Raw genomic sequence first — 24,629 nt, 5'->3', positions numbered from 1 at the left:
TGTTGACCTGCACAGACATGACCGTCAACTGATCAACACTTGCCGCTGCTGACCGACACTTGGCACGGGTTTTCGGGGGGGTAAACGGGGGCACGTGACCGGTGCCCAGTGCCGACCGCAGCGGACAACTAGACGCTCTGCGCGGCGTGCATTCGTGCGTACGGCCCTCCTGCGGCCAGTAGTTCTCTATGCGTGCCCTGCTCGACAATCGCGCCGTCTTCCATCATCAGGATGAGGTCGGCCTCGCGGATGGTGGAGAGTCGGTGTGCCACCACGAAGCTGGTCCGGCCCGTGCTGAGCCGGGCCATGGCCTGCTGAATCAGCAACTCGGTGCGGGTGTCGACCGAGCTGGTCGCTTCGTCTAGGACCAGGATCACCGGGTCGGCGAGGAGCGCCCTGGCGATCGTGATCAGCTGTCGCTCGCCGGCACTCACTCCCCCGCCCTCGGTATCGATCACCGTGTCGTAGCCGTTAGAAAGGGTCCGTACGAAGTGGTCGACGTGTGCGGCTCGTGCCGCGGCGACGATCTCGTCATCGGTCGCCGAGTCGCGTCCGTAGGCGATGTTCTCGCGTATCGTGCCGCCGAACAGCCACGGGTCCTGGGTGACGATACCGATGGCGGACCGGAGCTGGTCGCGGTCCATATCCCGGATGTCGGCGCCGTCGATGTTGATCCGGCCGGCGGTGACATCGTAGAACCGCATGAGGAGGTTCACCAGCGTCGTCTTGCCGGCACCTGTCGGGCCGACGATGGCCACCGATCGGCCCGGCTCGACGGTCAGCGAGAGGCTCTCGATCAATGGTTTGTTGTCTTGATACCGGAATGAGACCGCCTCGAAACACACTCGGCCCTGGGTCGGCCGCTCTTCCGTCGCTGCTGAAGGAGTCTCTTCGGGGGCGTCCAGGAATACGAAGACCCGTTCCGCCGAGGCGACCGCGGACTGCACCAGGCTCGACAGGTTCGCCAGAGCCATCAACGGTTGGGTGAACTGGCGGGAGTACTGGATGAACGCCTGTACCGCACCCACCGACAGCGCGCCCGAGGCCAGCTGCAGGCCACCGATCACAGCGATCAGGACGTAGCTGACGTTCCCGATCAGGGTCGTCACGGGCCCGATGGTGCCGCTGATGAACTGCGCCCGAGTCGATGACCGGTAGAGCCGCTCGTTGTGCGTCCGGAAAGCAGCCAGGCTCTCCTTCTCGTGTCCGAACATCTTGACCAGCGCGTAGCCGGTGTAGACCTCGTCCACGTGGGCGTTAAGGTCTCCCGCGGTTTTCCACTGCTGGGCGAACTGTGCCTGCGACCGTTTGCCGATCACCTTCGTGAGGTAGATCGACATCGGCACTGCGATGAGAGCCACCGCGGCGAGCAGTGGGGAGATCCACACCATCATCCCCAGTACCCCTACCAAGAGAAGCAGCGAGTTGGTGATCTGGCTGATCGTCTGCTGCAGGCCCTGGGCGATGTTGTCGATGTCGTTCGTCGTGCGGCTCAGCACCTCACCGCGGGGCCGCTGGTCGAAGTAGGACAGCGGCAGTCGGGAGAGTTTCGCCTCCACCTGTTGGCGTAGGCCGAAGAGTGCCTGCTGGACAAGGTTCGTGGTGAGGCGGCCTTGCATGATCCAGAACAGGCCCGAGCCCACGTACGCCGCCAAGACCGCGAGGAGCGTCAGACCCAGCGCGCGGAAGTCGATGCCGCGGCCGGGTGTGAAGTCCACCGTACCGACTAGTGCGGCGAGGACGTCGGCGCCCTCTCCGCGGAGCCGCTCGGCGATCTCTTCCTTTGTCCCGCCTGATGGAAACCGCTGACCGAGGTAGCCCGCGAAGATCAGGTTTGTGGCCTGGCCCAGCAGCCAGGGCCCGCTCACGTTCAGCACGATGCTACCGAGGCCGAGCGCCCCGACTCCGGCGAGCCTGCGGTACGGACGCAGCATCGCGATTAGTCGACGCGATGTCTGCCGGAAACCGGCTGGCGTCTCTGCCACTGGGTTCTGCGACGGTTCGGCCTTGGATGTCTGCCGCGGCGTCCTTGTTGAGGTCTGTGCGGTCACTGTGGAGCCTCTCCGTGCTGCGACTGCATGATCTCCTGGTAGACCGGGCTGTGCCGCAACAACTCCTCGTGTGTGCCGACACCGACAACCTTGCCCTCGTCGAGCACCACGATCCGCTCGGCCTGCGCGATCGTACTGATGCGCTGCGCGACGATGATGGTGGTGGCGTCGGCGATCTGCGATGCCAGCGCCTTTCGCAGCGCTGTGTCGGTGTTGTGGTCCAGCGCGGAGAAGCAGTCGTCGAACAGGTAGATCTGCGGTCGCCGCACCAGGGCGCGCGCGATTGCCAGCCGCTGTCGCTGCCCGCCAGAGAGGTTTGTCCCGCCCTGGGCGATAGTAGCCTCAAGCTTGCCGTCGAGAGCCGAGACGAAGTCGCTTGCCTGTGCGATGTCCAGGGCGTGCCAGAGTTCCTCGTCCGTTGCGTCGGGTCGTCCGTAGCGGAGGTTGGACGCCACCGTGCCGGAGAACAGGTGCGCCTGCTGCGGCACCACGGCGATGGCCGTGGTGAGCAGTCCGGGGTCGAGTGTCTTCACATCCTCCCCGCCGACCAGCACGCGGCCCCCGGTCGGATCGAACAACCGGCAGACCAGGCTGACCAGGGTGGATTTGCCACTGCCGGTCGAGCCGACGATCGCGGTGGTCGTGCCTGGGCCGGCCACGAGGTCGACGTTGTGCAGAACGTCCCTTTCGGCTGACGGGTACCGGAATGACACCCCATCGAGCAAGACGTGGCCGGGGGTGCGGAAGGTCCTGACGGGCTCCGCAGGCGGGATGACGCTCGGCTGCGTCCACAACACCTCGTCGATCCGACCGGCACATACCTCGGTACGCGGCAGGCCGATCGCCACGAAGGCGGCGGTCAGTACCGCCCCTTGGACCATGACCAGGTAGGTGAGCAGCGCAACGAACGCCCCGATCTGCATCGCGCCGCTCTCCACCCGGAAGCCGCCGATCCAGACGAGGAAGACGCCGCAGACATTGACCGTGTTCACCACGAGCGGCAACAGCAATGTGCTCACCCGCCCGAGCCGTACCGAGACGTCGGTCAGCTCCTGGTTGGCGCGCGCGAAGCGGGCCTGCTCGAAGTCGTGTTTGACGAAGGCCCGCGTCACGCGGATGCCCGGTATCTGCTCGCGCAGCACCCGGCCGACGCCGTCGATCCGGACCTGCATAGCCGCCGACAGTGGGCGCATCCGCCGGATCAGCAGCGCGACGATGAGGCCGAGGAGCGGGAGCAGCGCCGCCAGCACCAGGGCCAGGGCAACGTCCTGGGCCATCGCGAGCGCGATTCCACCCAGGCCCATGACGGGCGCGGTGACGACCAGGGTCAGCGTCGAGAGCAGGAATGTCTGCACCTGCTGGATGTCGTTGGACGTCCGCGTGATGAGCGAGGGGACGCCGATCCGCTGCATCTCTTGGGCCGAGAATCGCTGCACTCGCTGGTAGACAGCTTCCCGTAGGTCCCGGCCGACGGCCATCGCCACCCGGGCGCTCAGCTGGACCGCGTAGACGGTGGCCAATCCCTGCACCACGGTCACGGCGATCATCAGGGAGCCGACGCGAATGATGTGACCGGTGTCGCCCTTCAGGACGCCGTTGTCGATGATGTCGGCGTTCAGAAGCGGTAGGAAGAGCAGGGCGACAGCCTGGAGAGCCTGGAGGACGACCACCGCGATCACGGTGTTCCGGTACGGCCGCGCGCGTGTGGCGAGCAGTCGCACCAGGGTGGCGAGGCCTACCTTGGTCGGGCGGCCGACAGTCTTTACGGTTGTCAGGACGCGCTCCTTACTGACGTCGCTGTGCGTTGAGCCGCAGCTGGGTGACGCCCCGCTATGGGACCGCGAGCACGAACGACCTGGAGTGGATCTGCCTGGCACACCGTTGGTGACGGTGCACGAACATTTTGATTGCCGTTACCACCGCTATCAATACGATCCTCTACGCTATAAGCGTACGGCGAAACCCCTAGTCGATCAGGCGAAAAGGTCGGCGCCGGGGTCGAGCGGCCTGACCGGCGTGTTGTCCCGGGCGGCGAGGAAGTCCGGTCGAGGGCTGGGCACCTCCCCGAGTGGATTGTCCACCCGGTTGTAGGTGACGAGGATCATGCGCCGATCGTAGGGAGCCATGTTCACGCCCGAGGCGTGTACGAGCAGGGGATCGAAGAGGAGGATCGAGCCGGGCGGCCCTTTGATGGCGGTCACTTTTGTAGTCTCGGTGAGCTCGGACAGCAGCGGCGCGTCGATGGCGTAGACCAGATCTGCGGAGATGTCGGACCGCCACGCCCCGTCGCCACCGACGGTCGTCCGCCTCGCCACTTCCAGAGACCCGCACTTGTGTGAGCCGGGCAGGACGAGCAGTGGACCGTTCAGATCGGTCGCCTCATCCAGCAAGACGGCGACGTTCACCACGTCGGGGCGACGCATTCCGTCACCCAGGTTCCAGAAGATGTAGTCCTGGTGCCAGGGCCACACATCGCCGGTTAGCGCCTTCTTTGCATTGATCTTGAACTGGTGCACATATACGGGGCCACCCAGTAGCTGCGTGGCCGGTGTGACGATCTTCGGGTGCCGTACCAGCCGGGCGAACGTGCTGTTCACCACGTGCGACCCGTGCACCCCGCGCACCGTGAAACCGTCCTTCTCCAACATCCGGCCGGGAGAATCCCGCAGAAACTCACGATCGGCCTGTTCGCGTAGAAGGTCTGTCTCCTTTTCGGTAAGGGGATCCGCGAACAGGAACCCGTCCTCGCGATACAGGTCGATACTCTCGTACGACAACATGAGCAAGTCCTTCCTGGTGACGCGGTGCTACTGGTGGCCGCCGGTACCGGCGACAGGTCGCATCCGGCGCAGGGCCGGGCGGGACGAGGGTCCGGCTGTCAACCGTTGCGCCACGCCCAGCACCGTGGGCGCGTCGAACAGATCGCCGATGCCTAGATCGCAGCCGAGTTCGGCGCGGATCCTGCTGATCAAACGGGTCGCCAGCAGGGAGTGCCCGCCGAGTTCGAAGAAGTTGTCGTCGGTACCCACGTGGGCGACACCGAGCACGTCGGCAAAGAGGCGGCAGAGCACCTCCTCGCGGGCGTCCCGGGGAGCCTGGCCCCGTACCGCCGCCAGGTAGTCCGGTGCGGGCAGCGCCGCCCGGTCCACCTTGCCGTTCGGCGTCAACGGGATGGAGTCGAGTACCACCACCACGGAAGGGACCATGTACTGCGGCAGCGTCCTGGCGCTCGCTCGCCGCAGCTCGATCGGATCCGGATCGCTGCCGGGGTGCGCGACCACGTACGCGATTAGGTCGTGTGTCATAAGTGCCGTTCGAGGCGCCGGAGCCAGTTGTCGATCATGCTGATGGTGGCGGTGGCTTCGTAGCGCACTGCGAGTTTGTCGTAGCGGGTGGCCACGGCACGGTGCTGTTTGAGCAGGCTGATGCCGCACTCCACGGCGTGACGCTGCCGGTATGCGCTGGGGTCGAAGGCGGGTGGCCGGCCACCCGCCGAGCCCTTCTTACGACGGTTCGCGGCCTGGTCGGCCTTGACCGGGATGACACAGCCGATACCACGGCGCCGCAGGTAGCCGCGGTTGGCCTTGCTGCTGTACGCCTTGTCCGCCAGGACCCGCTGCGGCCGACACCGGGGCCGGCCGACACCGAGACGAGGCACCCGGATGCGGTCCAGCACAGTGGTGAACTGCGGGCTGTCGCCGCGCTGCCCACCGGTGATGACGAACGCCAGCACCATGCGGCCCTGCTCGCAGGCCAGGTGCAGCTTGGTCGTCAGACCGCCCCGGGACCGGCCCAGCGCGTGATCCGCCGGCTCGGCGGCGCTGCTGCCGCCCGGCGGCTCGACCTGCGTGTGACTGCCCCGGCGGGCGCCGGCGGCGTGCTGATGCGCCCGCACGATCGTGGAGTCCACACTCACGTCCCAGGAGATCAACCCGAGCGCGTCGGCCCTACCCTGCAACCCGGCCAGGATCCCCGCCCACACCCCCGCCCGCTGCCAGCGCCGGTACAGCCCGTACACCGTCCGCCAGTGCCCATAGCAGTCCGGCACGTCCCGCCACGGCGCACCCGTACGGACCCGCCACCTGATCCCGTCAATGAGCTGCCGCTTGCTCCACTTCGGCGGCCGACCCGGCTTCTTCCGCCCGGGCAGCAACGGCTCCAGCACCGCCCACTGCGCGTCGGTCAGGTCGTGCCGCCTCGTCACCGCTACGCTGGCCACGAGGTCTCCGTGCAGATGGTTGTCTTGGTCGATAACCCATCTACCGGAGACCTCACCGCATATCGATCACCGACACACCCAGCCGATCACCTCACAGCCAGGGCCACGAGCACTTATGACACACGGCCTAGTCGTTTGTCCCCGGTCCGGTCCTCGCGGGCCAGCACCATCGCGCGGGCCACCTCGGGCAGCCCGGCCAGCACGGCCTCTATTTCCCCCAGCTCTATCCGGAGTCCCCGGATTTTGACCTGGAAGTCGATACGTCCGAGGAATTCGATCGCCCCGTCCGGACGCCAGCGCGCCAGGTCCCCGGTGCGGTACATCCGGGTCCCCTCGGCACCGTACGGATTCGCCACGAACCGCTGCGCGGTGAGCCCTGGCCGGTTCAGGTAGCCCCGGGCGACCTGCTCACCGGCGATGTACAGCTCGCCGACCACACCGGCCGGGACCGGCTGCAGGGACGCGTCGAGAATGTAGGTTCGGCAGTTCCAGATCGGCGGCCCGATCGGGGGCGAGACGTCGCCCGTCGACAGGTCGTCTGGGACGGTCCAGCCGGTGACGACGTGTGTCTCGGTGGGACCGTAGTAGTTGTGCAGCCGTCGGCCTGGCCGCGCCGCGCAGAAGGTGCGCAGCGGCTGGCGAAGGATCAGCGCCTCACCGGCCTGCGCGACATCGACGAGGTCCGTTAGCTCGATCCCCAGCGCCAGCGCGGTCGTGATGATCTCTTCGACCACGGAGGTGGGCGCGAACAGTTCGTTCACCGCGTACCGGTCGAGCCAGCGCACGAGTTCCTCGGTGTCTCTGCGCACGTCGTCCCTTGGTATGGCGAGCGTCTTGCCGGAGGTCAACACGGAGAAGATCTCCTGTGCCGCCGCGTCGAAGCTGAGCGAGGCGAACTGTGCCGTGGTCAACCCGGGCCGGTAGGGCATGATCTCCGCATGCCAGGCGAGGAGGTTCACCAACGCTTCGGAGGGGAATACGACTCCCTTGGGGCGGCCGGTGGAACCCGAGGTGTAGATGATGTAGACCGGATGGGTCTGCTGCAGCGGTGCGGTACGGTCCGCGTCGGTGAACTCGGCGTCGGACCACCCGGCCAGTTCCTCCGCCACCTGGGTGGTGTCAAGGAGGATCCGGGGCGCTTCGCGTGGTATCCGCGCGGCCATCGCCTGAGTGGTCAGCACGCAGGCGGGGGCGCTGTCGCGCAGCATGTACTCGATCCGCTCTGCCGGGTAGTCGGGGCCGAGCGGCAGGTATGCGGCACCGCACTTGACCACACCCAGCAGCGCGACGACCAGGTCCACCGACCTCGGCACCGCCAACGCCACCGTCTGCTCCGGTCCGCAGCCACGCGCCGCGAGAAGGCGCGCCATCCGGTGCGACCGCGCGTCCAGGTCGGCGTAGGTGACAGACTCGTCCTCGTACCGCAGCGCCACCGCGTCCGGGGTCCGGGCTGCCTGGTCTCGTAAGAGTTCGGGCAACCGATCACGGGTCACCGCCCGAGCGGTGTCGTTCCACCCGAACAGCACCCGGTGGCGTTCAGCGCCCGGCATCAGGTCCAGGGAACCGATCGGTCGATCAGGGTCGGTCACGGCGGCCCGTAGCAGCTCCACGAAGTACCCGGTCAGCCGTTCGACGGTGGTGTGATCGAACAGGTCGATGGAGTACTCGACAAGCACGTCGATCCCCTGCACGGCGCGCGTGGGGGTGTGCCGCTCGGTGATGCTGAACGATAGGTCGAACTTCGCGACGTCGGGCCCGGACTCGTCGACGGTGACCGCGAGATCGTCAAGCCCGAATGCCGGTGTCTCGTTGTTCTGCGCGACCAGCAACACCTGGAAAAGCGGGTGACGTGCGAGTGATCGGGCCGGATTCAGCGCCTCCACCAGGGATTCGAACGGCAGGTCCTGGTGTGCGAAGGCGGCAAGGTCCAGGGCGTTCGCAAGGTAGTGAGATGACCGGATTGCCGATTGTGGGGTAGTCACGCCGGTTCCGGCGGGTACGTGAGAGAGCGCGGCCTTCTGGTGATCATTCAGGTGTCTAGACTGGATGATCGAGGAAGACCGCGCTCGTGGAAGCATCATTGTTGATCGGCGGGTTGTCCGCACGCCTGGGTGGCGTGTCGCCGTTGTCGGAGCGGGACACGCCGGGGTTGCTGCAGGTCCTTGCCGAGGTGCCGGACCCGCGTGATGCCCGGGGTCGGATCTATGCGCTGCCGGGGCTGCTCGCGATGGCGATCGCGGCGGTGCTCTCGGGATCCAGCCGGGTCGTGGAGATCGTCGAGTGGGCTGCGGATCTGCCGGACGCGGTGTGGGACCGTCTCGGCGCGGCCCGCGACGCCTTGACCGGGGCCCGGCGGGTGCCTGATGACGGCACGCTGGGCCGGGTGCTGGCCGGCATCGACGCCGACGCGTTGGATGCCGCGGTGTGTCGCTGGCTGCTCGGCCGGGCCGGTGTGACCGGGCGGGGTCGGCGGGTGATCGCCGTTGACGGCAAGACGCTGCGTGGCAGCGGCCCGGCCGGGTCTCAGGCGCACCTGCTGGCCGCGTTGGACCAGGCCGAGCAGATCGTCCTGGCGCAGATCGACGTTAATGGGAAGACGAATGAGATCAGCCGGTTCCAGCCGTTGCTCGACGGTCTGGACCTGGCCGGGGCGGTCATCACGGCGGACGCGCTGCACACCCAGCGCGAGCATGCCCGCTGGCTGGTCGAGGACAAACACGCCGGATACGTCTTCGTCGTCAAGCGCAATCAGCCACGGCTCTACCGACAGGTCAAGGCCCTGCCCTGGGGGAAGATCCCCGCCCTGGACGCCACCCGTGAGCGCGGGCACGGCCGCTACGACATCCGGGAGTTGCAGGCGGTCACCTGTCTGGGGCCGCTCGCGCTGGACTTCCCACACGCGGCCCAGGCCCTGCGTATCCGGCGCCGCCGACACAACCCGGCCACCGGACGTTGGTCCACCGTCACCGTGTACGCGATCACCAGCCTGACCGCAGCCGCGGCCGGTCCCGCTGACCTGGCCGACTGGCTACGCGGACACTGGGCCATCGAGGTCCTTCACCATATTCGCGACACCACCTACCGCGAGGACGCCAGCCGGCTACGCACAGGCAACGCGCCTCGCGCCCTGGCCACCCTTCGCAACACCGCGATCAGCCTCCTCCGCCTCAACGGCGCCACCTCGATCGCAGCAACCCTGCGCCGAAACAGCCGAGATCCATACCGATCCCTACAAATACTCGGACTCACCTAGAACGGACATACCTCGACCTTGCGAACGCCCTGGGCGGGATCCCGAGCTGTACCGGCCGGATCCCGCCCCACTCACCGCGTGCAGAGGAGTACAGACATCCGTGCAGACGACTTCGGAAATCGACAACGAGGATGACCGCTCACCGCACCCAGAGCACCAACCCGAGATCGACACCCACAAGGCGCTCAAAGAGCGTAAGGCCCGCACGTGGGAGTCCGTCGGCGGCACCGTGGACGCAACCCACCACCGGTTCGGGAGTTGTCTAGCGTCGGACGAACTCGACCGTCTCGGTCTCTATCCGGACGCCGCGAGCCTTGAAGCCCGCAGCCGCGATGGCCTTCCCGAGCGAGTTGTGGGACGAGTACCAGTACGGCAGGTGCTTGCGGGCGGACGGCGCCAGCGTGTCGCCGAGGATGTCTTCGATATCGCCGAAGGTCATCGACTCCGCATCGGTGTCCAGCGCCGCCAGGTACGCGGTGAGCGGCTGATACTTGCCGGTCGGTTCGGAGTCCGACTCCGAGCCGAGGGGCGCCGTCTGGCCGAGCATCTCCGCGACCTCAGACGGTATACGTATCGCATGTAACGGTCCGGGACCGTGGTACAGCGGCGTCAGCATCGGCATCACCGACGGCGGCAGCAGCTTCGAAGACTGCAGGTCGGCAGTGATCCGTGCAGTGGGCCGGGTGATGCCGCGCAGCATCCGGTCGTCCTGGTAGCCGCACACGGCATAGATCTCGTCGCGTCCAATCGTGCCGCCCTCGGCCGCCGCGGTGGTGATCACGTCAGCGAGGTCACGTCGCCCCTCGGCGAGTAGACGCTGGAGCAGCATGTCGAGCGCTTCGGCCGTCCACAGACCGATTTCGTCGATGTCCGAACGCCTGATGTCCGCGTCCCTGGCGGACTCGGGGCTGACCTCGACGTCGAGGGCCGGGGAGCGATCGAGCAGATCGCTGGGACGCATCAGGTGCAGGCGCTGGCCGGTCCGGTCGAAAAACTCCTTCGTCATCTCCTGGCGCGGGCCGATGAGGTCCTGGCCGCGACGCCACCACCAGTCCTCCTTCTCGTCGTTGGTGACGATGATGAGGTCCATCTGGCGCGTCTTGGCCTCATGACTGGCTTGCGTGTACACAAGGAAGTCGCCAGCGGCGCCCTCCGGGTACTGATCGCCTTTCTCCGCATCCAGGTACCCAGGTGGCACGAGACGGTCCACGCGCTCCTTGCCCTCGTCGATCAACGCCTGCCAGGTCTCCTCGGCGGGACGCCGCAACACCCTGCCGGCCAGCAGGTCCGACAGCCTGCTCAGCACGGGATCTTCATCTGCGGACGTCGAGGGATGCACCCGGTCCGGTGTCGCACGATCGATCGCCTCCTGCAGGCGCTGGTACACCGCATTGATATCGCTCTGCAGGCGCTGCACCTCGGCGTCGTCTATGGCCAGGTGCTTGGACCATGTCTCCAACGCGCGCACCGTGCCGGCGCGGCTCTTGTCGAAGGCGGCGCGGGCCTCGCCGGTCGCCTGATCGGGATTGCCGATCGCCTTGAGCCGGTTGCGGTGGAACTCGCGCATCGCTTGGTGGGGCACGACGAGGCGCTCACCAAGCTTCTCGAAGATCTTCAGAAGGTCCGCCGTCGTCCGGGCATTGTATCGGTAGAGGTTAAGCAGAACGTTGGCATCGACTGCGACCAACGCGCTCGTCAACGCCTCACGCGACTCGGCTTCGCTTACGACGCGGTAGCCCTCGAACCCGTCGAACAACCCCGTCATAGGGAGCCTCCTCATCATGGGGGCTCCATTGTGGCGGAGGCGTCCGCAATAGAGCTCACGGCCTCGAGCATCTGCCTTCATCCCGGCACGTCCATCGGCGAGTCGCGCGTGCACGCCACACCTGTCGCATTAGTCGGGTGTACGCGGTGCGGTTCGGCTACCTGGGGAAGCGCGAGCTTCCGGACCAGAAACAACTCCAGCGCTGGTCAAAGAGACCTACCAGGCAAGCTCGATCTCTAACTGGGCGTTCGGTTGCTTCGAAGCCGTTACTGGCCGACGGTCATGAGCGTGAGGGTTTGGTTCACGTAGGCGGTCATGGCGGTTCGGGTCGCGGGTTCGTCGGGGGCGGTCGGCGCGTGGATCGTGACGGTCACCCAGACCTTCGCGGTGGAGTGGACGGCGGCGATGCGGTCGATGCGGGTGGTGATCTGGCCGCCGAGGTGTTCGTTCGGGCCGGTGACCGGTTGCCCGTGTTGGATCTGTGCCTGGTCTCCCAGGCCGGCGACGGGTTGGGCGGATCCGGGCAGGGTGGCCTGACCGTCCGCGGGTGTCGACGTGTCGATCTGTACCTGGATCAAGGTGCGTTGTTCCTTGCTGAACACCGTCGCGAAACACCGCCGGTGGTCTTGGCCCTCAGGTAGCGATGGGATGTACCTGAACCTGGGGGATGTGCCGGCGAGATCGGTCATCCATTGGTGGTCGAGGCGCTCACACAGGTCGTCTACCAGCTCGTAGGACGGGGGCATCGGCTCGGCTCGCACCGGCGTAGCCGGGTCTGCGCAGCCGGCGAGAGAGAACGAGAGCACGAGCGCGGCGACGTGCCGCCGGGCAACCGGTGGGATCACCGGCGAATCATGGCATGACGAAGCCCGGTCGGTGGCCCCGTTCCGTAGGCCGTGGGCAGCGCTGCGTCGCCCGATCCGGTGACTCCCGCGCCAGCGGCGGCTTTGGCAGCAACTACGCAGTCGGACTCGCCCGGTCTGCATATGTCTGCTGAAGCGGCAGCTCCAGCAGACCATTCTTCACCCTCAGTGAGGCTCGCGTGTGTAACGGGTGACGATGTCTGGTTTGTGGTTGCAGCTTGTGACCGACCTTTACATCGGTGGTTCGGCATCCTTACAGTTCGGGCATCGACTGGCTTGATCACGGGGGTGGCCGGGTGGCTGGCGTCTGCATGGGTACGGCGGGGCGTTGGTGGATAGCGGCATTGGTGTCGATGTTGGTGACGTCGGCGCTGGTCGCGCCCACCCGGGTCGAGGCGGCTGCGCCGAAGTCGGCGGTGGCCTGTGAGGACGAGCAGCCGGACGCCGATTCCGCAGGGCGGATGGTCGGGACGTGTGGTCGGCGGGTGGAGATCCTCGCCGAACGTACCGAGTGGTCGCAGACGTTCGTGAACGTCGACGGTTCGCGCACGTTGGAGCAGAGCATCGAGCCGACACGGGTGCGCAGGGGGAGGTCCTGGGCGCCGGTGGACACCACGCTCAAGGTCTCCGCGGAGGGGGTCACTCCCCGCGCGACGGTGTTGCCGATGGTCTTCTCACCCGGTGGTGACGCGCCGTTGGCACGGCTTCGCGACGGTGAGCGGGAATTGGCGATGACCTGGCCGGGTCGTCTACCGACGCCGGTGTTGGAGGGTGCGACCGCGATCTACCGCGGCGTCCTGCCGGACGTGGACCTGCGGGTCACCGCGCAACCGATGGGTTTCTCCGAGGTGTTGGTGGTGCGGTCTCGTCAGGCGGCGGCGAGCCCTCGACTGGCGTTACTGAAGTTCGGGTTGGAGACCAAGGGCGTCACGGTCGGCACGACCGGCTGGGGTGGACTCGCGGCACGCGACGGCGAGGGCGCTGCCGTGTTCGCCGCGCCGGCACCGATGATGTGGGACTCCTCGGACGCGCCGGAGGTCGATTCGCCGGCCGGAACGGCGCAGAAGCGTTCGAGCGAGGTAGGCCCGCAGCGCAAGCCGAGTACGGCTGAACAGCAGCGGCATCTGGATGAGGAAGCCTCGGTTCAGGCGGAGTCGCTCCGGCCGGGCGCGCGTGAGTTCGTACGACGCGCGGTGATGCCGGTGCGGGTCGATGGTCAGGAGATGACGCTCGTGCCCGACAAGGCGATGTTGTCCGATCCCCGATCGAAGTTGCCGATCTACATCGACCCGTCGTGGACGGGTGGGGTCGCCAGTAACGCGTGGACGTCGGTGTGGAGCAAGCACAAGTCGAGTTCGTTCTGGAAGAACTCGTCCGCGCTGAACAACGGTTCGACGTACGGGGCCGCTGGTGCAGGCCGGACGGAGGACTGCTCTGGCTGTGCCGATCACATCATCCGGTCCTTGTTTCGGATGAACATCGCGCGAGTGAAGGGCACGGAGGTCAGCAAGGCCGAGTTTCGGATCGAACAGAAGCACGCGTGGACGTGTAGTCCCGTGAGTAACGCGAAGTTGTGGAAGACCGGGGCGATCTCGTCGAGTACGACCTGGAACAACCAACCGACCTGGGACAGCAGTCGCACGGCGCAGGTGCGCGGGGACCGCAAGCACGGGGCAGCGCACGGCTGCCGCGGCTCCGGCGCGATCGAGTTCAACGTCACCACGATGGTGAAAGAGGCGGCCAAGAGCGGCAAGTCGGACCTGACGGTAGGTCTGCGTGCGGTCGACGAGGGCACCAAGAACCACTGGAAGAGGTTCAACCACTCCTCCCCGAAGCTCGCCATCACGTTCAACACGGAGGCCAACGCGCCGGCGGACCGGAAATCCGACGGCAAGGCATGCGTGACCGGTGCGTCGCGGCCATACGTGCTCACGACCACGCCGGAGTTGTCCGTCAAGCACTCGGACCCGGACGAGGACCAGCAGTCACTGACGACCTACTTCCACTGGTGGCCGGTCGGTGGTTCGCGCAACGACACCGACCGGGTGTCCTTCGCCGCCGGTAACCCGTCGATCGCCTCAAGGGCCATCCCCTCCGGCAGGTTGACCGACGGGCGTAGCTACGTGTGGCAGGCCCGCACCTGGGACGGTTCGCATCACGGCAAGTGGTCCGGCACCTGCGAGTTCACCGTCGACGCGACACCACCCCCGCCGCCGGCCTCGGTGACCTCGACCAACTACACCTCGGACGGAGTTCCGCGAGGCGGCGTCGGCGTGCCCGGCACATTCACCGTGACCGCGCCGTCGACCCGCCCACACGAGGTGAAGGAGTACGCCTACAGCCTCGAGTCCGGTGTGTTGACCGCGGCGAAGACGGTGCCGGCGCGGACCACGGACTACGGCGCCTCGATCAGCTTGCCCCCTCGACACGACGGCGCGAACATGCTCTGGGTGTGGTCGAAGGACCACGCTGGGCGCTTCTCCACCCCGGTGACGTACACCTTCGTGGTTCGGGCCGGTTCCGGCCCCGCCGGAGAGTGGACGTTCGAAGACACGGGTAGCACGGCCACCGACGACTCCGGCCACGGTAATGCGCTGACCATCGGTGCGTCGGGAACGCGTGTCGCAGGCCGCGCCGGGATCGGTACGGCGCTGTCGCTGCCTGGGGCGACCGCGGCGAGCCGGACCGGCACCATCAACAGTCCTCATCCCGATACCGGCGCATCCACCCCGGCGAGGACCGATGCGAGTTTCACCGTCACGGCCTGGGTCAAGATCAGCTCCGTGTCCGGTACGGGCGTGCAGACGGTAGTGAGTGCTAACGGCTCTCGCATGCCGGCCTACCACCTCGGCTACGCGGGTAGCGTCCAACGGTGGCGGTTCACCATGGCGACGGCGGACACCGACAACGCCGCCTCTGTGAGCGTGCATTCGAACGCCGCGCCAACGGCAGGGAAATGGACCCACTTGGCCGCCGTTCACGACGGGGCGACCAAGAAGTTGACCCTGTATGTCAACGGGACAGCGCAGACCGAAACCGTCACGTTGACCGGCGGTTTCAACGCGGCCAGCGACTTCTCCGTCGGCCGACGGAAGTGGAATGGCAGCTACGACAGCTACTTCACCGGCGTCGTTGATGACGTGCGGTTCTACAACTTCGTCGAGACCTCGGCCAACCTGACGAAGCTCGCGGTGCCCCTGCCGCCGCTGGTTACCTTCCCCAACGGGAGCCAGGTCACCGCGGGCGGGCAGTTGACCGTCAAGTTCGACGCTGGCGGAGACAACAACGTCACCAGATTCCGGTACAGCGTCGGCGATGCTGGCCTGAACAACACGGTCAACGCCACCACCGCCGGCGGCACGGCCACCGTCACCTTTGACGTCGGTAACACCCGCGGTGTCCGACCCGTCTACGTGGCCGCTGTAGACGACGGGAACCGGGTCAGCGACAAGATGGACGCCGAGTTCACCGTCGCACCATCCGCCCTCTTGTCCGGCACCGTGTGGAACGAGTTCTTTCTGCCGCTTGCAGGTGTGGTGATCCAGCTGCAGCCAGGCGGTCATCAGGTAACCTCCGACGCCGACGGCACCTATTCCATGACCGGCTTCACCCCGGGTTCCTACACCCTCACCGCCACCTTCGGCGGTCGGTGCGGCCTGTCCTATAGTTCGCCCTTGCTGATCGACGGTCAGGGCATGACGTTCGACATCTTCCTGGCCGCCTTCCGTGACGACCTCGGCCACACCTGCTCCGAACAGAGCGCCGCGTTCACGACGGCATCCACCACCTTGGCGCTGACCGGCGATGACGCCGTCACCACGGTGTCACTGCCGTTCGCGTTCCCCTTCTACGGCGGCGCCTACCGCAACGCCTGGGTGGACACCAACGGCCTGCTCTCATTCACCGACCCCGGCGGCTCGCACCCCTACACCGGCCAGCAGCCGACCCCGGTTTCCCCGGCCGCAGCGGTGGCCCCGTTCTGGGACGACCTTGTCGTCGACGCCTCGGCCAGCGTGCGTACCGCGACCACCGGCTCGGGCGCTGGGCAGCGGTTCATCGTGGAGTGGCGCAATGTCCACCGCAAGGGCAACACCGGGCAGCGGGTGTCCTTCGCGACGGTCCTCGCTCCCGACGGCACGGTGACGACCAACTACGACCAGCTCGACAACGCCGCCGAGCGAGGTGGCCATGCGATCGTCGGTATCGAGGCGGAGGACGGTCAGGACCGGCTGCGCTACTCGTCCGCCGAGCCGGTGCTGGCGAACAGTCAGGCGATCACCTTCGTTCGCCCTGACTCCGAGGGCGAGCTGGAGTTGCACGACCTGTCCGGCACGCTCACCAACGCCACCGGTGCCGCGGTGGCCGGCGCGACGGTCACCCTCGACCCGAGCGGGGTGAGCACCACGACCGGCACGGGCGGCACGTACAGCTTCACCGGCTTGGTCGCCGACAGCTACACAGTCAGCGTGCAGATGGTGGGTCGGTGCGGCTCGGTGGCCCGCAGCCAGGTCGAGCTGTTCGCCGACGTGGTGCGTGACCTCAGGCTCGGGCCGGATTACGGCGGCATGGGATACGCCTGCAGCACTGGGACCTCCGCGTTCGTCTCGGCCTCGACCACTCTGGCGTTGACCGGTGACGACGCGGCGACCATGGTCCCGCTGCCGTTCCCGGTGCGTTTCCACGGGGAGTCGTACACCTCCGGGCGAGTGCACACGAACGGTCTGGTGAGTTTCGGTCCGGCGTCGGGTGAGCCGGACACCTGGGTCAACCCCACGATGCCGACGCCCGCGGCACCCAACGCGGTGGTCGCGCCGTTCTGGGACGACTTCGAGGTGGACGCCGCAGCGAGTGTCCGTACGCAGACGCAGGGGACGGCACCGAACCGGTCGTTCGTGGTGGAGTGGCGCAACCCTCCCTGTCACGCTGATGTGAGACAGCCCGTCTACCAGGGGATACTCTTCCTGGACGGCCCTGAGGAGAGCACATCAGCATGACGTCGAGGCCCCATGAGAGTCTGGATCCGGACGCCCGGCCCCAGCGGCGGACATTCACCGCGGAGTTCAAGGCGAGGATTCTGGACGAGTACGAGTCGGCGCCGGATGCGGCGGCTCGCGGGGCGATTCTGCGCCGGGAACGGCTGTACGGTTCACACCTTCTCGACTGGCGCAAGGCGCGGGATGCCGGAGCCGCGGCCGGCCTGACGGACCGGCGGCAATCGGCTGCGCGGGCGGCGAAGAAGGCCGAGAACGCTGAACTTTCCCGTCTTCAGCGGGAGAACGCCCGCCTGCAGGCCGAGTTGAACAAGACCCAGACCGCGTTGTCGATCATGGGAAAAGCTCACGCGCTCTTGGAACTGCTCTCCGAGAGCGCGGATGCCGTGGCGATGCCGAACTCGTCCTCGCCGAGGCGCAGGCGGCGCTGACGCCGTTGTGGGGCATCGCGCCCGCGTGCCGGCTGACCGGCCTGTCGAGGGCGACGCTGTATCGCCGTAGTGCCCCGCCGCTGGTCTCCCGGCCACGGGCGCCGCGTAAGCCGCCGCCGTCCGCGCTGACCGAGCCTGAACGCCGGCAGGTCCTGGACCTGCTCAACAGCCCGCCATACGTGGATCTGGCCCCGGCGCAGGTGTGGGCCCGCGAACTCGACGAGGGCCGCTGGTGGTGCTCGGAGTCCACGATGTACCGGATCCTGCGGGCCGCCGGGCAGACCGGCGAACGCCGCAGCCAGGCCACCCATCCGGCCCGGACCAAACCCGAACTGGTCGCCGACGCCGCGAATCAGGTGTGGTCGTGGGACATCACGAAGCTGCGCGGCCCGGTCAAGGGCGTCTGGTTCCACCTTTACACGGTGATCGACATCTGGTCCCGCTACGTCGTCGGGCACATGGTCGCCGCCCACGAGGACGGCCAACTCGCCGAAGCGCTGATCGCCGACGCCGCCGCCCGCGAACGCGTGAACCCCGACCAGCTGACCGTGCACGCCGACCGCGGCGCCGCGATGACCAGCAAGACCGTCACCCAGCTGCTGACCGATCTCAAAATCGGCCGCAGCCACAGCCGGCCCAAGACCTCCAACGACAACCCGTACATCGAGGCCAGCTTCAAGACACTCAAGTACGACCCCACGTTCCCAGAGCGGTTCGGATCGATCCAGCACGCCCGACAGCACTGCGAAGCGTTCTACAGCTACTACAACCACGAACACCGGCACTCCGGGATCGGCCTGCACACCCCGGCATCGGTCCACCACGGCACCGCCGGACAGATCCGTGAACAGCGGCAACGCACCCTCGACGCCGCCTGGGCCGCACATCCCGAACGGTTCGGACGCCGCCGTCCCCAACCACCCCGGCTACCGGACCGGGCATGGATCAACAAACCCGACAACAGCCACCCGGAACAGGCCGTGACCTCGGCCGGAGCCCCTCTTCCACCAGCACAAAGCTAAACAAAATCAAGAAATTGTCTCAGTTGACTTGACAGGTTCCGGTCGCTCAGGTGGCGCCAGACCGCCAAGCCGCAGTGACGCTCTTCATCGATCGGGACTGTAAAAACAACGGTGTAACTCCGATCAAGGGAGTAGCACCTGATGACGATCACGACCGATGCGGTGGACACTGCCGCTGTGCCCGGTGACGAGAAGGCCAAGCGGCCGCGTACGAAGACGACGCCAGGGGGTGTCGACCCGGCGCTGGTGTCACAGCTGGTGACCCAGGCTCGTGAGCAGGGGCTGCAGCTGTCCGGTGAGGGTGGGCTGCTGCAGCAGCTGACGAAGATCGTGCTGGAGTCGGCCCTCGATGGTGAGATCACCGACCACCTCGGCTACGACAAACACGACCAGGCCGGCGCGAACTCCGGCAACTCCCGCAACGGCAACCGGTCCAAGACGGTGCTCACCGATGTCGGGCCGGTGCAGATCGACGTGCCACGCGATCGAGCGGGCTCGTTCGAACCGGCCATCGTCAAGAAGCGTCAGCGCAGGTTGTCCGGGGTGGAGGACCTGGTGCTGTCGCTGTCGGCGAAGGGCCTGACCACCGGCGAGATCTCCGCGCATCTGGCCGAGGTCTACGGCGCCGAGGTCTCCCGCCAGACGATCTCCACCATCACCGACAAGGTGATGGACGGTATGACCGAGTGGCAGAACCGGCCCCTCGATCCGGTCTACCCGGTGGTCTTCCTCGACGCCATCAACGTCAAGATCAGGGACGGGAAGGTCGCCAACCGGCCGATCTACGTCGCTCTCGCGGTCACCGCCGACGGCCACCGAGACATCCTCGGCCTGTGGGCCGGCGACGGCGGGGAGGGCGCCAAGTTCTGGCTGCAGATCTGCACCGAACTGAAGAACCGGGGCGTCGACGACGTGCTCATGGCCGTCTGTGACGGACTGACCGGCCTGCCGGATGCCATCGGAGAGGTCTGGCCCCGCACCGTGGTCCAGACCTGCGTGGTGCACCTGCTCAGGAACTCGTTCCGCTACGCGGCCCGCCAGCACTGGGACGCGATTGCCAAGGCACTCAAACCGGTCTACACCGCACCGACCGAGGCCGCCGCTACCGAACGATTCCTCGAGTTCGCCGAGGCATGGAGCAGCCGCTACCCGGCGATCGTGAAGCTGTGGGAGAACGCCTGGGCCGAGTTCGTGCCGTTCCTGGCCTTCGACGCCGAGATCCGCCGGATCATCTGCTCCACCAACGCCATCGAAAGCGTCAACGCCCGCATCCGCCGCGCCGTCCGCGCCCGCGGACACTTCCCCAACGAGCAAGCCGCCCTCAAGTGCGTCTACCTCGCGGTGATGAGCCTCGACCCGACCGGGCAAGGCCGCAAACGCTGGGCCACCCGCTGGAAGAGCGCACTCAACGCCTTCGACATCACCTTCGACGGACGCCTGTCCGCCGGCCGCAAGTAGAAGATCAACCAACCCCAGTTACACCGTTAACTTGACAGACCCCATCGATCGTCTCGCGGGGGTGTGTCACGGTGGTGTGCTTGCCCGCGACGATGACGTTGACGCGCCCGGTTGATCGCAATGCGTCATCGAGCGCGACAGCGACCCGGTCTGAGTCGGCGGGTGTGAAAACGCGTACGGCCGGGTCGCCCGTCCCTAGCAGCGCGGTGATCAGTGAGGGATCCCCGTGGCTGTACACGTTGTGCCAGCCATACGAGGTTAGGAGCAAGTTGATGCTCGGCAACGCATCCTTGATGAGCCGCCGTTGCTTGAGCTGTCCGACCAACCCGGTCAGCAACAACGGTGCGAATGCCTCGTACGAGATAATCAGGCCGCGACGGCCTGCCGCTGTCCACCCGGCAACCCAGCCGAGGAGCACTTCCTCAGCAAGCACCTCATGTGCCCACGCTTCGCCATGCAGGTCGCCGAGACGGTTCGACCGCAGTTCGTCGGGGCTGAAGACCTTGAGGTCGCCGGTTGCGGCGTGCGCCCGCAGAACCGCGGTTACCTCCGTTGTGAAACCCCGGCCGGTCGGCGGTATTGACGGAGGCAACGGCGAAGCGTCCGGTACCACGCTCCCAAAGTTAATGAGAGCCAGTGCGGACGCGAGCGCACCCAGGGGCTGCGCGTCGGCGTCGAACAGCTCGCTGGGCCGGTAAGACGACAGCCAAGCACGTAGCGCCGCCAGCTGACAGGGATCGCCGGCCAGGTTCGTGAGCGGTGTCTTGTGCGCCCTGATTGGGCCGGACCAGCCCTTTACGCAGCGTAAGAACACCACACGCTGTGCTCCGTTGGCGGTTGCCTCGACGCCGGCCACGAGGACACCCTGGAACTCGGCATGCTCGTCCAACCCGGCGCCTGTCCCGACTTTTACGACGACCGGCTCCCAGCCCAGACCGCGGGCATAAGCGCTCACCTCCTCGTCGCTCATGCCACCCAGCAGCGACGGGCCGCCCATTCGATGGCCGTTGAGATGGACGACCGGCAGCACCCTGGTGTCGGCAAGCGCGCGCTGGGCCAGCCAGGAGGCTGCCGTGACTGGAGTCTCGCATTCGCCGTCACCGATGATCGGCATGACGACCCGGTTAGAGGAGTCCAGTGCCATGCCCTGGGCGAAGGCGAACGCGCCGCCGAGCCACCCGCCCATGTACGCGCCGGCCGGCAACTCGGGATGAACCTCCGAGCCGAGCGCGTCGCCGTCTGGAAACGCGGCAGCCAGTGCCGCCAGCCCAGCAGCGTCTCGCTCGTACCGTGGATCCATCTTGGCGATGTCGCCGGTCATCCAGGCCAACGCGCGCTGGACAACACCAGCATGGCCGGCACCCAGAACTGGAACTATCGGCACACCGATGCCGCAGCCTGCGGCGAGGCCGGCATGCGCCAGCACCCATGCCGTGCCGGGTACCGTGCCCCAATGACCTACCGGGCGCGGCTTAACGTCGGACTCGTCAAGGTAGTCGACAGCGAGCACGTTCGATCGGAGGTGGAGCTGCGCAACCGACAGGTACGTGAGCGCCCGCCAAAGGGCATCCGCGCAGTGGGCGGCATCCAGCGGCACTTCAGACTCCCACCAGTCGTTCACCCGCGAAGGTGGAATACCACAACGGCCGATAGCACTCCCACGCCTGCGGCTGCAACCCACGTCCACCCAGAATCTGTTCGATCCATGCCCTGGCCTGCAGATAGAACTCCAACTGCTCGGCGCCCGGCGTCCGCAAACCCGCCATGATCGAGTTGTGGGCCTGGTACACCTGGAAGTTGGGGAACTCGGTCACGTGTTCGCCAAGTGCGGCCACACCGGCCCGCAGTTCGGTGAGTGGGTCAAGGCCCACGATGTAGGTAAACGAGGTGCCGAGTCCCGCCTGGCGGGCACGACGGAGCAAGTCGGGCATCTCAGCTCGCCGGAGCAGTGCCTTGCTCTTCTTCAATAGCAGGTCACGCCGGGTGAAGCACTCGGCGGTCAAGCGCAGCACGAACGGCGCGACGCGAGCAGCGAGATCGGCAAAGGCGGTGTCTGACTGGATGACCGACGTCAGGAAGCCGATCCGGGCGGCGATACCCTGTGAACCGAGCGCGGTGCGCAGGCCCACCAGGTGAGCAACGGCGGCGTCTTCCCGCTCGAAGCAACCGGTCGAGACAGTCACCTCGCGGAGTTCGCTCAAGTTCCGGCGCGGGTGCTGCTCAACCATCGCCGATAGTAGTTCGGTGAGCTCCCGCTCCTCCGAGAAACGTGGATCGGCGGCAGCTTCTAGCGTGTTCGGACAGAACGCGCAGCCCACACAGCGGCTTCGGGCGTTTGGGTTCAACGTCGCGGCCCTGCCGCCATCTCGGAAGTAGCCGCCAACCGCCTCGTCGGCATCGATCCGCTGGACGGTACCGATGCAATGCGGCCCCAAATGCAGATCATGATCCACGAGACGGAACGGCGACTCTACCGCGTTCAGGGGTACGATCACCTTCCATGACACACTCGGCACCGAGCCAATCTTTACGTCCAGCCGAGCTCGGTGCTGACGGTGATCCGACGAGATCCCGTATAGGTTCAGTGCAATCAACACAGCATCCTCGACCGGCACCTCATAACGAGCGGCTAGCCCGATTACCTCATCAATCTCCAGCTTGGTGTTGGGCATCGCTATAGGCATCCGAACCTGCCTTCGAATCGTGGATCGAGTCCCACATGCATTGCGGCCGGCCGAACTTCCCGGACCTCTGATCCTGGCTGCGAGGCCAGCCGTGACAAAAGGAGCCTCTCTGAATCGATCTCTACGGATCAGCAGTTTCATACCGTCATGGGTCGCACGCGCGGACGGCGGTATTGCACGTTTCGGAAGCCGGGGCCTTACCCGAAGGGTCTCTCCAGCATTGATGCCGGGTGACCCGCGGATCACGCCCGACGGTTCTCGGGAACTGTCCTGGCCAGTCCGCTGCAGCGCGTCGCCCCATGCCGCTCCTAACGTCATCGACAGCCGCCGCTCAATTCTCTCGGGAAGCGTGGCTAGCCGTCGACTCCCATGATGGGGGGCCACGATGGGGGGTAGCAGCCGCCGCCGCTGCGAGGATTATTTCAGGCACCGTCGTTTCGGCGAGGTGTCGAACCGGCTTGTCGCCGACGCGCGGAAGTGGTGACATATTGATCAGGACCGCTTCGATCAACGGGAGGTTGTCGTGGGCGTCCAGATCGATCCGTCCTGGTGGACGTCGGGTGTCTGGGAGGGGCGACCGATCCGCGAGTTCCTGGAGCGCCGTGACATCGCCGCCACGTTCCGATTCCTCCATGCCCGCGGGGTCTCCTACGGCACCATCGCCGCGTTGGTCGGCGTGTCCCCGAATCGAGCCGCCGAGATCACCAAGGGCACCCGCCAGGTAACGGCCTACGACGTCCTCGAACGCATCGCGGTCGGACTCGGTATTCCCCGAGCGTGGATGGGCTTGGGTCAGGACGGGACGGGTGATGCGAGGCCCTCGTTCGACCGGGAAATCGAAGGTTCAGCGCACCTCCCACCAGCCGGGCGACCAGCAGTAGGCTGGCCCGATCAAGCGATCACCGCGCTCGCCCGGCTTCGTACTGGGCTAGACGAAGCGCTTGCCTCATCGACCGTCGCTCCGCGACAACTTGATTTGATCGAGGAAGCGGCCAGCGAGCACATGCGGAGCTATCCAGCAGCCCCGCCTAGAGTCATGCTGTCGCGGCTGGCCGCCGAGTGTGTCGAGGTGCAAACTCTGTCCCGGCGTAGACAGCCGGCGGCGGTTCAGGCGCGGCTCTCCGGCACGGCGGCTCTGTTGGCGACCATGTGCGCCGACGCGCTCATGCGCCTCGGGGACGTCGACGAGGCACGGCTGTGGTATCGGACAGCGATCCACGCCGCAGATGACAGCTCAGACAGCCGTCTACGGGTGCTGGTCCGCGCCCAAGCGGCGATGCTGCCCTACTACTTCGGTGATCCCCGGCAGACGGTCGTCCTGGCGGACGCAGCGCTGGCGGTCACCGCGACGCCGTCGTCCTCGGCGGCGCTTGCTGCGGCGGGGCGCGCAAGGGCGCTCGCCCGGCTCGGATCGGCGGAGCAGGCGCGGCAGGCGATCGTCCAGGCTCGGCACATGTTCGACCAGGTCGGCGATGACGACACTGACACGGCCTTCCGATTTCCGATGAAGCGCATGTTGTTCTACCTCTCTGGAGCGAGCACCTGGCTGGGCGACACGAACGAGGCCTACCGGGTGCAGGACGAGGCCCTGCGGCTCTACGGGCCGTCCCCTTCCGTGGCGATCGATCCGGCTCTCCTCGCGCTCGACCGATCGATGTGCCTGGTGCGTGACCGACGAACGACCGAGGCTGCTGCGTCAGCGCGCGACGCCGTCGCCACCCTGCCCGAGGCGCAGCGCACGGAGATCGTCCTGACGAGGGCGAGCGACGTGGTCTCGGCGATTCCGGTGAGACATCGCGGCAGCGAGATCACCGAGTTGACGGACTATGTGCGAGCCTGCCGGGAGCGCACCCGTACGCTTGCTGCCGGAACTGCCGCGCTCGATCCCTAGG

16 protein-coding genes are annotated in these 24,629 nt (G+C 66.7%); 6 read left to right on the top strand and 10 right to left on the bottom strand.

What is annotated here, in order from left to right; all coding sequences use genetic code 11:
• Nucleotides 1-128: 128 nt before the first annotated feature.
• The 6 genes from ID554_RS12500 to ID554_RS12475 all read right to left on the bottom strand — a co-directional run bounded on the left by ID554_RS12500 (nt 129) and on the right by ID554_RS12475 (nt 8,351).
• Nucleotides 129-1,934 (bottom strand): ABC transporter ATP-binding protein, encoded by a 1,806-nt coding sequence (locus ID554_RS12500; protein WP_117231299.1) that lies wholly within the window; start codon nt 1,932-1,934, stop codon nt 129-131.
• A gap of 113 nt (nt 1,935-2,047) precedes the next feature.
• Nucleotides 2,048-3,772, bottom strand: coding sequence for an ABC transporter ATP-binding protein (locus ID554_RS12495; protein ID WP_191088825.1), 1,725 nt, complete (start codon nt 3,770-3,772; stop codon nt 2,048-2,050).
• Between the two features lie 252 nt (nt 3,773-4,024).
• Nucleotides 4,025-4,831, bottom strand: coding sequence for a phytanoyl-CoA dioxygenase family protein (locus ID554_RS12490; RefSeq protein ID WP_117231302.1), 807 nt, complete (start codon nt 4,829-4,831; stop codon nt 4,025-4,027).
• A 27-nt stretch (nt 4,832-4,858) separates the two neighbouring features.
• Nucleotides 4,859-5,356 (bottom strand): phosphopantetheine-binding protein, encoded by a 498-nt coding sequence (locus ID554_RS12485; protein WP_117231300.1) that lies wholly within the window; start codon nt 5,354-5,356, stop codon nt 4,859-4,861.
• Nucleotides 5,353-6,270: an IS5 family transposase gene (locus ID554_RS12480; protein WP_113974896.1), complete on the bottom strand. Its 918-nt coding sequence runs from the start codon at nt 6,268-6,270 to the stop codon at nt 5,353-5,355. The genes ID554_RS12485 and ID554_RS12480 overlap by 4 nt, the downstream gene beginning before the upstream one ends.
• 113 nt (nt 6,271-6,383) lie before the next feature.
• Nucleotides 6,384-8,351, bottom strand: coding sequence for a non-ribosomal peptide synthetase (locus ID554_RS12475; RefSeq protein WP_117231406.1), 1,968 nt, complete (start codon nt 8,349-8,351; stop codon nt 6,384-6,386).
• 14 nt (nt 8,352-8,365) lie between these two features.
• Between ID554_RS12475 and ID554_RS12470 the strand changes: the two genes are divergently transcribed.
• A complete protein-coding gene (locus tag ID554_RS12470) occupies nt 8,366-9,523 on the top strand; it encodes an ISAs1 family transposase (protein WP_117230052.1) in 1,158 nt (385 codons plus the stop codon).
• 262 nt (nt 9,524-9,785) lie between these two features.
• Here the strand turns inward: ID554_RS12470 and ID554_RS12465 are convergent, their stop codons facing one another.
• Together ID554_RS12465 and ID554_RS12460 are read right to left on the bottom strand one after the other, a co-directional pair.
• Nucleotides 9,786-11,288 (bottom strand): PIN-like domain-containing protein, encoded by a 1,503-nt coding sequence (locus tag ID554_RS12465; protein WP_147333658.1) that lies wholly within the window; start codon nt 11,286-11,288, stop codon nt 9,786-9,788.
• 266 nt (nt 11,289-11,554) lie between these two features.
• Complete coding sequence (locus ID554_RS12460) at nt 11,555-11,866, bottom strand: hypothetical protein (protein WP_147333657.1); 312 nt, start codon at nt 11,864-11,866, stop codon at nt 11,555-11,557.
• Nucleotides 11,867-12,504: 638 nt separating this feature from the next.
• Between ID554_RS12460 and ID554_RS12455 the strand changes: the two genes are divergently transcribed.
• From ID554_RS12455 to ID554_RS12440, 4 genes are all read left to right on the top strand, one after another.
• On the top strand, nt 12,505-17,145 hold the full coding sequence (locus tag ID554_RS12455; protein ID WP_223884661.1) for a LamG-like jellyroll fold domain-containing protein: 4,641 nt from the start codon (nt 12,505-12,507) through the stop codon (nt 17,143-17,145).
• Nucleotides 17,142-17,573 (top strand): transposase, encoded by a 432-nt coding sequence (locus tag ID554_RS12450; protein WP_113974894.1) that lies wholly within the window; start codon nt 17,142-17,144, stop codon nt 17,571-17,573. The genes ID554_RS12455 and ID554_RS12450 overlap by 4 nt, the downstream gene beginning before the upstream one ends.
• A gap of 5 nt (nt 17,574-17,578) precedes the next feature.
• Complete coding sequence (locus ID554_RS12445) at nt 17,579-18,595, top strand: IS3 family transposase (protein WP_113974893.1); 1,017 nt, start codon at nt 17,579-17,581, stop codon at nt 18,593-18,595.
• Nucleotides 18,596-18,736: 141 nt separating this feature from the next.
• Nucleotides 18,737-20,053 (top strand): IS256 family transposase, encoded by a 1,317-nt coding sequence (locus tag ID554_RS12440; RefSeq protein ID WP_191088637.1) that lies wholly within the window; start codon nt 18,737-18,739, stop codon nt 20,051-20,053.
• 4 nt (nt 20,054-20,057) lie between these two features.
• Here ID554_RS12440 and ID554_RS12435 read toward each other — a convergent pair whose 3' ends face one another.
• Nucleotides 20,058-21,674, bottom strand: coding sequence for a phosphoketolase family protein (locus ID554_RS12435; protein WP_147333638.1), 1,617 nt, complete (start codon nt 21,672-21,674; stop codon nt 20,058-20,060).
• Nucleotides 21,652-22,725, bottom strand: a complete 1,074-nt coding sequence (locus tag ID554_RS12430) for a hypothetical protein (RefSeq protein WP_117231298.1) — start codon at nt 22,723-22,725, stop codon at nt 21,652-21,654. The genes ID554_RS12435 and ID554_RS12430 overlap by 23 nt, the downstream gene beginning before the upstream one ends.
• Nucleotides 22,726-23,260: 535 nt before the next feature.
• On the opposite strand from ID554_RS12430, the gene ID554_RS12425 reads away from it, so the two are divergent.
• Nucleotides 23,261-24,628 (top strand): hypothetical protein, encoded by a 1,368-nt coding sequence (locus ID554_RS12425; protein WP_117231294.1) that lies wholly within the window; start codon nt 23,261-23,263, stop codon nt 24,626-24,628.
• The last annotated feature ends 1 nt before the right edge of the window (nt 24,629 follow it).

Origin of the sequence: Micromonospora craniellae (assembly GCF_014764405.1) — a bacterium.
Taxonomy (GTDB): domain Bacteria; phylum Actinomycetota; class Actinomycetes; order Mycobacteriales; family Micromonosporaceae; genus Micromonospora; species Micromonospora craniellae.
This window is presented reverse-complemented; position numbering and strand designations above follow the sequence as displayed.

What these genes read in the sequence shown, in the direction of transcription:
- ID554_RS12465 (WP_147333658.1), bottom strand. Translation starts at nt 11,288, where the DNA reads ATGACGGGGTTGTTCGACGGGTTCGAGGGCTACCGCGTCGTAAGCGAA.
- ID554_RS12490 (WP_117231302.1), bottom strand. Translation starts at nt 4,831, where the DNA reads ATGTTGTCGTACGAGAGTATCGACCTGTATCGCGAGGACGGGTTCCTG.
- ID554_RS12450 (WP_113974894.1), top strand. Translation starts at nt 17,142, where the DNA reads ATGACGTCGAGGCCCCATGAGAGTCTGGATCCGGACGCCCGGCCCCAG.
- ID554_RS12500 (WP_117231299.1), bottom strand. Translation starts at nt 1,934, where the DNA reads ATGCTGCGTCCGTACCGCAGGCTCGCCGGAGTCGGGGCGCTCGGCCTC.
- ID554_RS12440 (WP_191088637.1), top strand. Translation starts at nt 18,737, where the DNA reads ATGACGATCACGACCGATGCGGTGGACACTGCCGCTGTGCCCGGTGAC.
- ID554_RS12430 (WP_117231298.1), bottom strand. Translation starts at nt 22,725, where the DNA reads ATGCCCAACACCAAGCTGGAGATTGATGAGGTAATCGGGCTAGCCGCT.
- ID554_RS12485 (WP_117231300.1), bottom strand. Translation starts at nt 5,356, where the DNA reads ATGACACACGACCTAATCGCGTACGTGGTCGCGCACCCCGGCAGCGAT.
- ID554_RS12475 (WP_117231406.1), bottom strand. Translation starts at nt 8,351, where the DNA reads ATGATGCTTCCACGAGCGCGGTCTTCCTCGATCATCCAGTCTAGACAC.
- ID554_RS12455 (WP_223884661.1), top strand. Translation starts at nt 12,505, where the DNA reads ATGTTGGTGACGTCGGCGCTGGTCGCGCCCACCCGGGTCGAGGCGGCT.